We start from the raw sequence: 12830 nt of genomic DNA, 5'->3' as shown, positions 1-12830 counted from the left end.
GCATCGCGCCGCGCTGCCCGGTACAATTTCGCTTTGTCATTCTCCCCCAACCCCGGAGGCCCATGAAATATCGCGCATTATTCCAGTTCATCCTCGGCCTGACAGGCGCCGTCCTGGCCGCCTCGCATGCCCAGTCCGCCACCATCTGCACCGCCATGGCCGACGCCAGAACGGGCGCTGTCTTGTTGCAAGAGGGTAATTGCCTCGACCGCGTCACCCCCGCCTCGACGTTCAAGATCGCGCTCAGCCTGATGGGCTATGACGCCGGCTTCCTCAAGGACGAGCACAAGCCCAGCTTGCCATTTCGCCAGGGCTATGTGGACTGGGGCGGCGAAGCGTGGCGTCAGGATACGGACCCGTCGCGCTGGATGCAGTACTCGGTGGTCTGGTATTCGCAGCAGATCACGCAGGCGCTGGGCGCCGAGCGCTTCCAGAAATACGCGAAGGCTTTGCGCTATGGCAATGCGGACGTCTCGGGCGATCCGGGCAAGGACAATAGCCTGGAGCGCTCGTGGATCAGCTCTTCGCTGAAGATATCTCCGCTGGAACAGCTGGGCTTTTTGCGCAAGCTGGTCAACGATCAGTTGCCTGTCAGTAAGCAGGCGATGGAGCAGACGCGCCGCCTGACCCGCCTGGCGGACGTGGCCGGCTGGCAAGTGCATGGCAAGACGGGCGCGGCCTTCCCGCGCAAGGCCGACGGCAGCTTTGACGAGGCGCATGGCTACGGCTGGTTCGTGGGCTGGGCCAGCAAGGGCGAGCGCAGCATCGTGTTTGCGCGCCTGGTGCAGGACGAGCAGAAGGGGCAGCAGTCCGCGGGCTTGCGCACGCGCGAGGCCATGCTGAAGGAATTGCCGGCCCTGCTGGAGCAGGCGCAGAAGTGACGGCCAGCATCGTCGCCGCCACCTTCATCGCTTCCGACGGCGAGTACCTGGAAGCCGTCATCGAGGTGGAGGGCCAGCGCCTGCATGTGATGGACGAGTTCGGCGGCGGGCAACTGGCCGCCGGCACGCAAGTCCGGCTCGAATTGTGGCCCATGACCAGCGAGCTGGACGACTGGGACGCCATCTTCGGCGCCAACCCCGGCTGTGTAAAGGGCGTGCGCCGGCTTGACGGCTGGCGCTACCTGGCGCTGGGCGTCGTGACCCAGGTCGATCCCGTCATCTGCGATTGCGGCTTGCTGCAACTGGAAAACCCGTTTACGACGCATGATGCGCGCTGCGTGGGCGCGTATGTCGGCGTCACCCTGGCGCGCCTGGATGCTTGCCTGGCGTAAAATCCGGCCCGCTTTGTTGCCCGCCCTATATACTTGCTGAAACGGATCATCCGGCATCAGACAAGGTTACAAGCATGGCATCAGGCATGGAGCAGTTTCAGGAAAAAGCACGGCAGGCATGGATATGGACGCGCGCGCAAGCCTTGCGCGTGGCGGGAGTGGCGTGGGTGAGAGCGGTGGCGCTGTACCGGCGCGGCCACGCGCACCTGATGACCTTGCCGCCCGTGCGGCGCGCGCTGGTGCTGGGGCTATGGTCGTTCCTGGCCGTGCTGGCGCTGGTGATTCTGTACATGCTGCTGCTGATCCCCCTGACGCCGAGCATCCATGACTTGCGCCAGGCGCGCGCGGCCGCGCCGAGCACCATGGTCAGCGCCGATGGCGAGGAACTGGCCCGCTTCGACCAGGGTTTGCAGGAACGGGTCACGTTAAAACAGATTTCGCCGAACGTGATCAGCGCGCTGATTTCGACGGAAGACCACCGCTTCTATGAACACCACGGCATCGATTTCACGCGCACGGCGGGCGCCGTCCTGCATACGGCGGGAGGCAACCCGCAGGGCGGCTCCACCATCACGCAGCAACTGGCGCGCAATATGTTCCCCGAGGAAATCGGCCGCTCGCGCAACCTGAACCGCAAGCTGAAGGAACTCATCACGGCCCTCAAAATCGAGGCCACCTACAGCAAGACGGAAATCCTGGAAGCCTATCTGAACACGGTACCCTTCCTGTACAACACCTACGGCATTGAAATGGCGGCGCGCACCTACTTCGACAAGCCCGCGTCGCGCCTCGACATCCTGGAAAGCGCCACCCTGGTCGGCATGCTCAAGGGCACGAATTACTACAATCCCGTCGGTAATCCCGAACGTTCCTTGCAGCGGCGCAATGTGGTGCTGGGCCAGATGCGCAAACATGACGTTATCGACGAGGCGCGCTACAGGCAGTTGATCAAGCGTCCCCTGCGCCTGCATTTCGAGCGCCAGAGCGAGCGGGCGCAGTCGGACAGCCATTTCACGGCGTATGTGCGCAAGTGGCTGATCGATTGGGCCGACGAGAACGACTACAACCTGGAGCGCGACGGCTTAATCGTGCACACCACGCTGGACCAGGATTTGCAGCAGGCGGCCGAGCGCGCCGTCGAGCGCCAGGCGAATGCCTTGCAGGCGATCGCCGACGTGGAATGGAGCCGCGCGGGCGTGCCGTCATCCACCTCGACAGGCATGTATGCGGGCATGCAGGGCGGCAGCGTGCCATTCGATTATTTCTGGAAATCGCATCCGGCCCTGCTCGACGCCTTCGTGCGCGAGTCGGGCGACTACCGCAAGCTGACGGCGGCCGGCGCCACGCCCGAGGCGGCGCTGGCGCAGCTGAAGGGCGACCGCGCCTTCATGGCGGCCCTGCGCAAGTCGAAGACGCGCCTGGAAGCGGGCTTCGCGGCCATGGACCCGGCCACGGGCGCCGTGCGCGCCTGGGTGGGCAGCCGCGACTTTGCGCGCGAACAATTCGACCACGTGTCGCAGGCGGCGCGCCAGCCCGGTTCCACCTTCAAGCCCATCGTGTATGGCGCGGCGCTGGAAAAGGGCCTGAGCCCCGACCACGTCTACCGCGATGAAGTCATGGATATCAAGGCGGCCGACGGCACCAAATGGCGCCCGACGGACATGAGCGGCACGACGGGGCGCGACATGACCATGCGCGACGGTCTCGTGTATTCGAAAAACACCATCACGGCGCAAGTGATGCAGGATGTCGGCTTGCCGCCGATCATCAAGCTGGCGCGCGCGCTCGGTATCCGCGACAGCAAGCTGGAAAAAGTGCCGTCGCTGGCGCTGGGCACCAGTCCCGTCACCTTGCTGGAAATGGTCAACGCCTACGCCAGCATCGCGGCCCAGGGCGAAGCCCGTTTGCCGTTCGTCGTCACGCACATCACGGACCGCGAAGGCAAGGTCATCGCGCGCTTCGGCGAAGACAAGCCCCAGCGCGCCATGCAGCAGGCATCGGCCGCCACCCTGACGGACATGATGCGCGGCGTCATCGACCGCGGCACGGGCACGGCCATCCGCAGCCGCTTCGGCATCCGCTCCGACGTGGCGGGCAAGAGCGGCACCACGCAAAACAATGCGGACGGCTGGTTTATTTTGATGCATCCGGAACTGGTGGGCGGCGCCTGGGTCGGTTTCAATGACGCGCGCGTCACCATGCGCAGCAATTACTGGGGCCAGGGCGGCCACAATGCCGTGCTGGTGGTGGGCGACTTCTTCAAGACGGCGCTCGACACGGGAAAACTGTCGCGCGACGCCATCTTCCCCGGCGGCAAGCCACCGCCGCCGCTGCGCCATGTGGAGCCCGTCGACGAGCCCGAGGACGAACCGGTGGAAGAGCCGGGCGACTTGCTGCAGGAAGGCGCGCCGCCAGCGCCGCTGGCCATGCCGGCCGAAGGCGAGGACGGACAGGAATCGCATGGCAAGGCGGTGCAGGAGCCGGCTCCCGCACTGGCTCCTGTGCCGCAAGGCTGAGCTGCGAGGCAGGCGCGTCTCTCTGCATGGAATTTCCAGTCCCCATCGATGCCATGAAATTCAGCATGGAGAAAAAGTCACCGGCGCCCAAGGATATGGAGCCGATGACAGGGCGCCTGAACCGCGTGTACGAGATGCTCAACGGCACGCGCCAGCTGACCCTGCCGATGATCCGCCGCCTGCATGAGGAGCTGGGTATTGCGGCCGAAGTGCTGATACGGCAGGCGGTGGCTCAGGCTTAGCTGGCCAGCCTGTGTTCTTGCCTATCTTTTTACAGCGTATTGCGCCGCAACCGCGCTTCCCGCAGGAACACCTGCAGCGCCGGCATGGTCTGCTGGTGCAGCGCTTTCAGTTCCGTTCTCAGCTCCGGGGTGATGACCAGGTTGCCGTTCGCTTGCTGGCGCACGGGCAAACCCAGCGCCTGCGCCATTTCCACCGGGTAATTCGTGAAATCGCCATACGGCCGCTTGCCATCGACGGACGGGGTGGGCCAGCAGCCTTCGGCCAGGTAGTCTTCCGCCGCCATGCCCAGCATTTCCTGCGGTATCCACGACTGCTGGCGCAGCAGCGTCAGGTGCCGCGCGGTCAGGGTGAATGGCGTTTTGCCGTTGGCATAGCTGCCTGGCTTCAGGTCGGCCATCTGCACGAAGTGGGGCAGCAGCAGCGATGCCTCCATCAGGCGCTGCGCGGCCAGGGCTGTATCCTTGCCGGCGATCGCTTGCATGGCCAGTTGCAGGGTATCGCCTTTGCCCAGCGGGTACGCCGGGTTGAGCATGGGCGCGCCGCTTTCCACGGGCGACCAGCCGATGTTGAAACGCCGTATCAGCGCCAGGTGGTGCACATTGAGCACCTTGGGCAGCGGAGCGTCGAGGGTGGACAGAATGCGCTGGCGCACGGCGCGCGGCAGGTCGCCGTCGGCTGCGCACGCGAGCACGGGAGAGCACAACAGGGCGCCGCCGAGGCGCAGCAGTTGGCGCCGAAGGGGCTGGACCAGGCCCTGCATCACGGCGCCGTCAAGTCCTGGCGCTGGAATTCGATGCGGTTTTCCTGATACTGCCACTTGGTGTAGGGCCCGAACACGCGCCGGTTTTCCTTGCTGTCGGCATTCGACACTTCGCGCTTCATGCGCCGCACGAGGGCGGTATCGACCAGCGGCTCGGTCGTCGTGCCGAACACTTCGTGGCGTACGCTCTGCTTGGCGTCGGCGCCGCGCGAAATGATGGTCAGCTTGCGCGTGGCGGGATCGAAGTACAGGCGCATGGCAAACGTGTTCATGTCCTGCAGGTACAGGCCGTCGTCGCGCCACTGGGCATAGAAATAGTCGCCGCAGACGGCCTTCGGTTCGCGTTTCCACTCGCAGGCGAGCAGGATCAGCAGGTGATGGTCGTCGAGTTGCTTGATTGAAACACGGGCCTTGGAATAGCCCCAGTTGCTGGGCGGCACGGTCTTCGACGAGAGCAGATTGTATTCGCCCACGAGATTGGGCATGGGCGCCTGCGCGAAGGCGCCAGCGCACAGTGTCAAGGCGGCTGCCGCTGCGGCGCCGCGTATGGAGGAAAGTGTCGTCATGATGGCCATAAAGAAAAGTTGCCATATTATAGATGGCAACTTGCCAAGATGGCCGCGCGCTTGAACGGCGCGCCGGCTGTTACTTCAGCTTGTTCAATTCCGCCACGTCGATCTTGACGGCCTTGCCGTCAGTGGCGGCCACCAGGGTCAGGAAGTGGGGCGTCGCGTAGTGCGCCGTCAGCGCCGCCTTGTCGCTCCATTCTTCCAGCATGATGAAGCGCGTGGGAATCTTGTTGTCGAGGTGCAACTCGTAGCGCAGGCAGCCGCTTTCGGCGCGGCTGGGCGGCACGACGGCTTCCAGGGCGGCGCGCACGGCGTCGGTATGGTCGGCTTGGGCATCGATGGTGGCGACGACGGTCAGGGTCATGGTGGTCCTTGTGTAGTGGTGGGGCGGATGCAGCTTAGCGCATCCTGGACTTTCATGCCTGCCATGTCCAGTCTGGCTGCGCCGAAACAGTTTCCGTCGCAGCCAGAAAATCCGCCCCCGCTTACGCTGCCTGCAGCGCGCCGATCTGTTCAAACGCGGCCGTCAACGCCTGCGCCCTGGCGGCGTCGCTGACCTTGACGCCTTCGGCGCGCACGATCTCGATCTGCTGGATGCCGAGGAAGCCGAGGAAGGCGCGCAGATGGCTTTCCTGGTGTTCCAGGGCGGCCATCGGCGTGTCGGCGCCATAGTAGCCGCCGCGCGTCGAGGCGATGATCACGCGTTTGCTGCCCAGCAAGCCTTCGGGGCCGTTGGCGCCATACTGGAACGTTTTGCCGGACACGGCCAGCGCATCGAGCCACGATTTGAGCTGGCTGGGGATGGCGAAGTTGTACATGGGCGCGCCGATGACGATGACGTCGGCGGCCAGCACCTGCTCCAGCGCGCCAGACAAGGCGGCAGCGTCGGCGGCGCCGGGGGCGGCCGTAAATTGCGGCAACGGTTGCGCGGCCAGGTCGCGGTAGCGGGCGGCGGCGCCCGGCGCGGCCGCTTGCAGGCGGGCGACGATGGCGGCGGACAATTGGCGGCTGAGGGAATGCTCGCCGAGGATGCTCGAATCGATGTGCAGGATGTTCATGTGGGCCTTCTTGGGTGATATGATCGGGTAGTATGTTTTTGTAACCGAGTTAAATATAGTGACTATCAAATGAACGCACAAGAAGGCACTTTTTCCACACTGGGGCACACGGATGTGACTATTGGCGACGCCGCCGCGCAAGGAGCGGAGCTGGAACGGCGCATGCGCGACGAGGGCGGCCATGCGGGCGTGGCCGCTTCCTGCCGCCCGATCACGGATATCCTGACCCGCGTGGGCGACAAATGGAGCGTGATGGTGGTGATATTGCTGGGCAATGGCACCAAGCGCTTCAACGAGATGCGCCGCCTGATCGGCGGCATCTCGCAGCGCATGCTGACCCTGACCCTGCGCGGGCTGGAACGCGACGGCCTGGTGACGCGCACCGTGTTTCCCACCGTGCCGCCGCGCGTCGATTACGCGTTGACGGACCTGGGCCGCTCGCTGTTGATCCCCATCAGCGCGCTGGGCGCCTGGGCCCATGGCCACCGCGACGCCATCGATGCGGCGCGGCTGGCGTTCGATGCGAGGGCGGCGAAGCAGTTGCCAGCGGCGGAGTAGGCATGGCTCTGCAAACCATTTGGCGAGAAAGTGAAACAATGCCCCAGATACAATTATTCTACCCCCGCAAGGAAGCCGTGGATCTTGCCTTGCTGCTGGCCGTGTGCGATGAGTTGAGCCAGGAGTGGAAAGAGCATGCGCTGGGCGTGGAGCCGATGCCCGTGTATGGCGACAACAAATCGCTGGCGGAGCGCTTGCGCATCAATCCGCACTACGCCTGCAGTTTTGACGTCGCTTGCCGGCTGCTCGGCAGCCAGCGCAATACGCGGCAAACCTCCCGCGCACTGTTCGACCATGTTGACAATTCGCAATGGTTTGAGCGCATCAAGGCGCCGCATGGCCTGGGCGGCAGAAACGTGGATTGCGTGGAATTTACCGCGCCATGCCTGGCGTACTGGCATGGCTTGCCGGATGGCGTGCGCGCGCAGCTGGCGCTGCAGGCGCAGCAGCTGATCTGCGCCGACGTCGAGCTGGGCACCGGCAAGGACGTGGCGGTGGTCACCATGCAGCGGTCCGATCCGCAGGCGATTGCCGCGCTCGCCAGCACGGTCGAGGTACCGGCAGGCGGCGCGCTGGACCGGCGCCAGCTGCTGCAATTGCTGGTCGCCGATATCGGCCAGACCCCGTTCCAGCCGCGGTATCGCCGGCACAATATCGGTGCCCCGGTCACTGGCTGGGATCAGCGCCTGCTGGCGTATTTCTGGCCGCATAGGACGGTGGGCTATGCCGGCACGGCGCAGAGAACAAAGCCCTTGATGGCGGCCGCCGCGCAATTGGCCCTTTGCCTGGAGGACGGGCGCGACTGGGACGGTCAGCAGCAAGGCGAGGCCGTCGATTTGGCGAAGGCGATTTTCAGCTGGGGTGGCGTGCCGCAAAAGCACGGCACGGTGACGCCGGCCAATGTCGCAGCCGTGTTCCGCGCCGCGCTGGCCGCGGATGGCAAGGCTGCCGCGTTGATGAACAGCGGCTGGACCAAGGTGGCGGCCTTTGCCACCGCCCACCGCGATCACGCCCGGGCGGCTGGCTGCGCGCAAGTCATCTGGGATAGCCGGGTCGCGACTTCGCTGATTTCGCGTCTCGATCATTTATTGTCAGCCAACGGGCAGTCCGCGCCCGGCAGTCTGTTTCCCGGTATTGGCACCGTTGCCGGACGCGGCGGCAGCCGTCCGCGCCCGCTTCGGCTGCGCTGGCCCGACGGCTACCGCAAATGGAGCGCGCAAGTGGCCGGCAGTGCGCTGGTCCGCGACATCTGCGGCTTGCTCAATGCCGGCAACCATCCGGCGATGCCCTTGCCAGAGGGCGGCACGGGGCCGTGGACCATGCGCGGCGTTGAAATGGTGCTGTTCATGGATGGTTATTGAGCGTCACCCGCACCCGTCAGCTGCGCCATCGTCCGGCGCAGCTGACGGTTCGACGCATGACGGATCTGCCTGACTAGAGTCCGGCCGCATCGCTGCGGTAGCGCGCCGGCGGCAGCTCGAACTGGCTCTTGAAGAAGCGGGTGAACGCGCTTTGCGAGGAAAAGCCCAGGCGCTCGCCGATTTCCACCACGCTCAGGCTCGTTTCGCGCAGCAAACGGCGCGATTCGCGGCTCTTGGCGCGCAGTTCCAGCGCGCGGAATGACGTTTTCTCCTGCTGCAGCTGGCGCTGCAGGGTCCAGCGGTTCATCGCCAGGCCGTCGCACAGGGCCGGCAGCAGCGCGGCGCCATCGGCGTCGGCTTGCTGGCCCAGCAAATCGATGATCGCTTGCTCCACGCGGGCGGAAAACAGCTGCGCGCCCTGCAACTGCTGCAATTGTGCCTGCGCGTGCCGCAGCGCGTGCGGCGCCAGCATGGCGTTGAACTGGGCGAAAGGCCGGTCCAGCGCGGGCGAGTCAAACGTCAGCGTGTTGCGCGCCTGGCCAAAGGTGACGGCGGCGCCGAAGCACTCGGCAATGGCTGGCGCGAACCACGGCGCCTTGCCCTGGAAGCCGGCATGGAAAGCCGTGGCCGCGCCATCGTCGTAGGCGCGCGCCACCAGCGACAGCATGCGGAAATTGGCCAGCGCCTGCATGGCGCCCCCCAGCGGGCAAAACTCGGACAGGTATTCGATCTCGATGCGCGTCCCATTCTCACTCATCAGCATGAAGTCGAATTCGCCGATCAGGCCCCGCAAGTGCAGCAGCTCGTGCAGGGCGCTGCGCAGGGTGGGGCGGTTGAAGCAGACGTGGGCGATGCCCGAGTAATGCGCGAACCAGTGCGTCACGTCGAGGTCGAGCAGGCCGCGGTGCTGCGGCAACTGCTGGGCGTAGGCCGTCATGCGGCGGTGCCGCTCGGCGTTGATGCGCCCGCCAGGCTCTTCGAGCTGCGCCGGCGTGATGCCCGTTTGCCGGAAAAAGTCGGCGGGGTCGTGCCCGTCGGCTTGCATGGCGCGCGCGCATTGCTGCGCGATCCGGTTCGAAACCGTGCGCGTATCGGGTTTGTGCAAGGGTGCCTCCTGCTTATTCTGCGTATTCTGCGTATTCTGCTTGTTGTAGTAATTTTTCACAAATATTAGCACTTTGTAGGAGATTGTTGGTTGTCGTGCCGTCTAACCAAAAATTGTTCTCGCGGGTATAAAACGCGTGCTGTGCGGTCAAGAAACTCACGCATTCTCACGCTATATTGTTTTCGGCCGGCCTTGCTGCCGCGCCTTGATACCTACAAAAACAGTCTTGGAGATAATGATGAATTGCACTATGAAACCGATGGCCCGCATGGTCGCCGGCTGCGTCGCCACGCTTGCCCTGGCGGCCTGCGGCAACGACACCGTCAGCGAGGAATACACGCAGCCCGTGTTCGGCGCCACCACCTATAGCCAGCTCAAGGTCGACGGCTATACCTTCAAGGACATGAACCGCAACGGCAAGATCGACCCGTACGAAGACTGGCGCCTGTCCGCCGAGGCGCGCGCCGACGACCTGCTGTCGCGCATGAGCCTCGACGAGAAGGCCAGCCTGATGATGCACGGCACGGCGCCCACCGTGGCCGACCCCACCGGCATCGGCCAGGGCGGCGCGTATGACCTGACTGCCCTGCAGGACCTGATCGTCAAGCAGTACGTCAACACCTTCATCACGCGCATGGCGGGCGACACGGCCAATATGGCGACCCAGTACAACAAGGTGCAGGCCCTGAGCGAAACGTCGCGCCACGGCATTCCCGTGTCCATCAGCACGGACCCGCGCCACCATTTCCAGTACACGGTGGGCGCCAGCGCCGGTACCAAGGGATTTTCCCAGTGGCCGGAAACCCTGGGCCTGGCCGCCATCGGCGACGATGCGCTGGTGCGCCGCTTCGGCGATATCGCGCGCCAGGAATACCTGGCCGTCGGCATCACGCAAGCGCTGTCGCCGCAGGCGGACCTGGCCACCGAGCCGCGCTGGTCGCGCATCAACGGCACCTTCGGCGAAGATGCGGATCTGGCCAAGCGCATGGTGCAGCACTATATCGAAGGCTTCCAGGACGGCAATACGGGCCTGCACGACGGCAGCGTGGTGGCCGTCGTCAAGCACTGGGTCGGCTACGGCGCCACGAAAGAGGGTTTCGACGGTCACAATTACTATGGCCGCTACATGACTTACCCGGGCAACAACTTCGCTTACCACGTCAAGCCGTTCGAGGGCGCCTTCACGGCCAAGGCGGCTTCCGTCATGCCCACGTATGCGTTGCCGGACGGCAATATCACCATCGACGGCATCACCCTGGAGCAGGTGGCGGCCGGTTTCAGCAAGACCATGCTGACGGACTTGCTGCGCGGTAAATACGGCTTCGAGGGCGTAATCCTGTCCGACTGGGGTATCACGTCCGACTGCGACGCCAACTGCCGCAACGGCACGCCGGCCGGCGTGGCGCCGTCCTTCATCGGCTTCGGCACGCCGTGGGGCATGGAAAACGCCACCAAGGCCGAGCGCTACGTGAAAGCCGTCACGGCCGGGATGGACCAGTTTGGCGGCGTGACGGAAGCGCCATACCTGACGCAAGCCGTGCAGCGGGGCCAGTTGACGGAAGCGCGCATCAACGCCTCGGCGCGGCGCATCCTGGTCCAGAAATTCAAGCAGGGCCTGTTCGAGCACCCGTTCGTCGATGCGGCCAAGGCGGCCAGCACCGTGGGCAAGGCGGACTTCGTCGAGGCGGGCCTGGAAGCCCAGCGCCGCTCGCTGGTCTTGCTGGAAAACAAGGACAAGGTCTTGCCGCTGGCGGCCACCGTCAAGAAGGTTTACCTGTACGGCATCGATGCGGCCGTGGCGCAGCAGTATGGCTACACGGTGGTCGCCACGCCGCAGGAAGCGGACGTGGCCCTGCTGCGCGTGGCCGCGCCGTATGAAATCCTGCACCCGAACTACATCTTCGGCAGCATGCAGCACGAAGGGCGCTTGAACTATGTCGATGGCGACGCCGACTACGAAGCGATCAAGAACGCGGCGAAATACGCACCGAAGACGGTGGTCACCGTCTATCTGGACCGTCCGGCCATCCTCGGCAACGTGCAGGACAAGGCCAGCGCCATCCTCGCCAACTTCGGCGTGAGCGACGGCGCGCTGTTCGACGTTCTGACGGGCAAGGCCAAGCCGCAAGGCAAGCTGCCGTTCGAACTGCCCTCGTCGATGGCCGAAGTGCAGGTGCAGAAATCGGACGTGCCGTATGACACGGCCCATCCGCTGTACAAGTTCGGTTACGGCTTGGCGTACTAAACCGTCCCTGTCGTCAGCGCAGCGTGATCCAGCTGCGCTGCTGTCCGGAGCGCAGCGCCGCGGCTATCAGCCGGTCCACTTCGTAGCCGTCGCGGAAGGTGGGCCAGACCGGCTCGCCGCCGGCGATCGCCTGCAGAAAATCGCGCGCCTCGATGACGATTTGCTCGTTGTAGCCCGTGCCGTGCCCGGCTCCCTGGCTGAACGCCAGGTAGTCGGGGTGGGCGGGACCCATCAGCAGGCGCTGGAAACCCTGGCGCTGCGCCGGGCGGCTGGCGTCGTACAGCCACAGCTCATTCTGGTTTTCCTGATCAAACGCAATGGCGCCTTTGGTCCCCGTGATACGGTAGGTGTAGCCCATCTTGCGCCCGGCCGCCACGCGGCTGAAGGTCAGCACGCCCAGCGCGCCGCTGGCAAAGCGCAGCAGCACATTCCCCTGGTCGTCGTTGTCCACAGCTTCCATGCCTTGCGGGCCGTCGCGCCGCGCATGTACGGTATTCATGTCGGCCACCAGCGAGTCGACGGGGCCGCCCAGGCGCAGGGCCAGGTTGAGCAGGTGCGAGCCCACGTCGGCCAGCGCGCCGGCGCGCGTTGCCGTGGCTTCCCGCGTGCGCCAGGACGCGGGCGCGCGCGGGTCGTGCAGATAGTCTTCCACGTGTTCGGCGGCGACGTGGATGATCTCGCCGATTTCACCCGATTCGATGATCTGCCTTGCCAGCTGGCTGGCGGGCGTGCGGATGTAGTTGTAGCCGACCATGTTGGCCACGCCCGCGCTTTCCGCCGCCTGCGCCAGTAGCAGCGATTCGGCGGCCGTCAAGCCCAGCGGCTTTTCGCAGAACACGGGTTTGCCCAGGGCCAGCGCCGCCAGCACGATGTCCTTGTGCGTGCCCGGCGGCGTGGCGACGACGATGGCGTCGATGGCGGGGTCATTGACCAGCGCGCGCCAGTCGCCGGTGGAGCTGTTCCAGCCCAGTTCCCGCGCGCTGCGCGCCGCGCCTTCTTCGCTGCTGGTGGCGATGCAGGCGCAGACGGGGTTGCGGGCTGTGGGAAAGATGCTGCGCACGGTCTTGTAGGCGATGGTGTGGGCCTTGCCCATGTAGCCGGCGCCGATCAGGCCGATGTTGATGTCTTGCATAGGGAGTCTC

The 12830-nt window shown here is 65.1% G+C and carries 13 protein-coding genes; 7 read left to right on the top strand and 6 right to left on the bottom strand.

From position 1 onward, the window contains the following. Positions 1 to 62 precede the first annotated feature (62 nt). The 4 genes from blaOXA (at position 63) to BZG29_RS16865 (ending at position 4031) form a co-directional block, all read left to right on the top strand. On the top strand, positions 63 to 881 hold the full coding sequence (gene blaOXA, locus BZG29_RS16880) for a class D beta-lactamase (protein ID WP_077405242.1): 819 nt from the start codon (positions 63 to 65) through the stop codon (positions 879 to 881). Further along, positions 878 to 1273, top strand: coding sequence for a hypothetical protein (locus BZG29_RS16875; protein WP_077405239.1), 396 nt, complete (start codon positions 878 to 880; stop codon positions 1271 to 1273). The genes blaOXA and BZG29_RS16875 overlap by 4 nt, the downstream gene beginning before the upstream one ends. Positions 1274 to 1347: 74 nt before the next feature. Then, complete coding sequence (locus BZG29_RS16870) at positions 1348 to 3789, top strand: transglycosylase domain-containing protein (RefSeq protein WP_077405236.1); 2442 nt, start codon at positions 1348 to 1350, stop codon at positions 3787 to 3789. A gap of 26 nt (positions 3790 to 3815) precedes the next feature. Then, positions 3816 to 4031, top strand: coding sequence for a hypothetical protein (locus tag BZG29_RS16865; protein WP_077405233.1), 216 nt, complete (start codon positions 3816 to 3818; stop codon positions 4029 to 4031). Between the two features lie 29 nt (positions 4032 to 4060). Here the strand turns inward: BZG29_RS16865 and BZG29_RS16860 are convergent, their stop codons facing one another. The 4 genes from BZG29_RS16860 to BZG29_RS16845 all read right to left on the bottom strand — a co-directional run bounded on the left by BZG29_RS16860 (position 4061) and on the right by BZG29_RS16845 (position 6419). Beyond that, positions 4061 to 4792 (bottom strand): hypothetical protein, encoded by a 732-nt coding sequence (locus BZG29_RS16860; RefSeq protein WP_077405230.1) that lies wholly within the window; start codon positions 4790 to 4792, stop codon positions 4061 to 4063. After that, positions 4792 to 5358: a hypothetical protein gene (locus BZG29_RS16855; protein ID WP_077409148.1), complete on the bottom strand. Its 567-nt coding sequence runs from the start codon at positions 5356 to 5358 to the stop codon at positions 4792 to 4794. The genes BZG29_RS16860 and BZG29_RS16855 overlap by 1 nt, the downstream gene beginning before the upstream one ends. 79 nt (positions 5359 to 5437) lie before the next feature. Next, complete coding sequence (locus BZG29_RS16850; protein WP_077405227.1) at positions 5438 to 5725, bottom strand: putative quinol monooxygenase; 288 nt, start codon at positions 5723 to 5725, stop codon at positions 5438 to 5440. Between the two features lie 121 nt (positions 5726 to 5846). Beyond that, on the bottom strand, positions 5847 to 6419 hold the full coding sequence (locus BZG29_RS16845; protein WP_077405223.1) for an NAD(P)H-dependent oxidoreductase: 573 nt from the start codon (positions 6417 to 6419) through the stop codon (positions 5847 to 5849). A 162-nt stretch (positions 6420 to 6581) separates the two neighbouring features. Between BZG29_RS16845 and BZG29_RS16840 the strand changes: the two genes are divergently transcribed. Both BZG29_RS16840 and BZG29_RS16835 read left to right on the top strand, forming a co-directional pair. After that, entirely contained in the window at positions 6582 to 6977 is a 396-nt protein-coding gene (locus BZG29_RS16840; protein WP_077405220.1) for a helix-turn-helix domain-containing protein, read from the top strand. A 38-nt stretch (positions 6978 to 7015) separates the two neighbouring features. Next, positions 7016 to 8338: a hypothetical protein gene (locus tag BZG29_RS16835; protein ID WP_077405217.1), complete on the top strand. Its 1323-nt coding sequence runs from the start codon at positions 7016 to 7018 to the stop codon at positions 8336 to 8338. 73 nt (positions 8339 to 8411) lie between these two features. Here BZG29_RS16835 and BZG29_RS16830 read toward each other — a convergent pair whose 3' ends face one another. Beyond that, positions 8412 to 9443, bottom strand: coding sequence for an AraC family transcriptional regulator (locus tag BZG29_RS16830; RefSeq protein WP_150130955.1), 1032 nt, complete (start codon positions 9441 to 9443; stop codon positions 8412 to 8414). A gap of 250 nt (positions 9444 to 9693) precedes the next feature. Here BZG29_RS16830 and BZG29_RS16825 point away from each other — a divergent pair, with 250 nt between their 5' ends. Continuing rightward, on the top strand, positions 9694 to 11688 hold the full coding sequence (locus BZG29_RS16825) for a glycoside hydrolase family 3 N-terminal domain-containing protein (protein ID WP_077405211.1): 1995 nt from the start codon (positions 9694 to 9696) through the stop codon (positions 11686 to 11688). A gap of 13 nt (positions 11689 to 11701) precedes the next feature. On the opposite strand, the gene BZG29_RS16820 is transcribed toward BZG29_RS16825, so the two are convergent. Next, on the bottom strand, positions 11702 to 12820 hold the full coding sequence (locus tag BZG29_RS16820; protein ID WP_077405208.1) for a Gfo/Idh/MocA family oxidoreductase: 1119 nt from the start codon (positions 12818 to 12820) through the stop codon (positions 11702 to 11704). Between the last annotated feature and the right edge of the window lie 10 nt (positions 12821 to 12830).

It is taken from the genome of Janthinobacterium sp. LM6 (assembly GCF_002002885.1).
GTDB classification, from domain to species: domain Bacteria; phylum Pseudomonadota; class Gammaproteobacteria; order Burkholderiales; family Burkholderiaceae_D; genus Janthinobacterium; species Janthinobacterium kumbetense.
The sequence above is the reverse complement of the archived record's forward strand: the minus strand, read 5'-3'. Positions and strand labels throughout refer to the sequence as shown.

Excerpts from the sequence above, each read along its gene's own strand:
- blaOXA (WP_077405242.1), top strand. The coding sequence starts at position 63 with ATGAAATATCGCGCATTATTCCAGTTCATCCTCGGCCTGACAGGCGCC.
- BZG29_RS16870 (WP_077405236.1), top strand. The coding sequence starts at position 1,348 with ATGGCATCAGGCATGGAGCAGTTTCAGGAAAAAGCACGGCAGGCATGG.
- BZG29_RS16865 (WP_077405233.1), top strand. The coding sequence starts at position 3,816 with ATGGAATTTCCAGTCCCCATCGATGCCATGAAATTCAGCATGGAGAAA.
- BZG29_RS16860 (WP_077405230.1), bottom strand. The coding sequence starts at position 4,792 with ATGCAGGGCCTGGTCCAGCCCCTTCGGCGCCAACTGCTGCGCCTCGGC.
- BZG29_RS16855 (WP_077409148.1), bottom strand. The coding sequence starts at position 5,358 with ATGACGACACTTTCCTCCATACGCGGCGCCGCAGCGGCAGCCGCCTTG.
- BZG29_RS16850 (WP_077405227.1), bottom strand. The coding sequence starts at position 5,725 with ATGACCCTGACCGTCGTCGCCACCATCGATGCCCAAGCCGACCATACC.
- BZG29_RS16845 (WP_077405223.1), bottom strand. The coding sequence starts at position 6,419 with ATGAACATCCTGCACATCGATTCGAGCATCCTCGGCGAGCATTCCCTC.
- BZG29_RS16840 (WP_077405220.1), top strand. The coding sequence starts at position 6,582 with ATGCGCGACGAGGGCGGCCATGCGGGCGTGGCCGCTTCCTGCCGCCCG.
- BZG29_RS16835 (WP_077405217.1), top strand. The coding sequence starts at position 7,016 with ATGCCCCAGATACAATTATTCTACCCCCGCAAGGAAGCCGTGGATCTT.
- BZG29_RS16825 (WP_077405211.1), top strand. The coding sequence starts at position 9,694 with ATGAAACCGATGGCCCGCATGGTCGCCGGCTGCGTCGCCACGCTTGCC.
- BZG29_RS16820 (WP_077405208.1), bottom strand. The coding sequence starts at position 12,820 with ATGCAAGACATCAACATCGGCCTGATCGGCGCCGGCTACATGGGCAAG.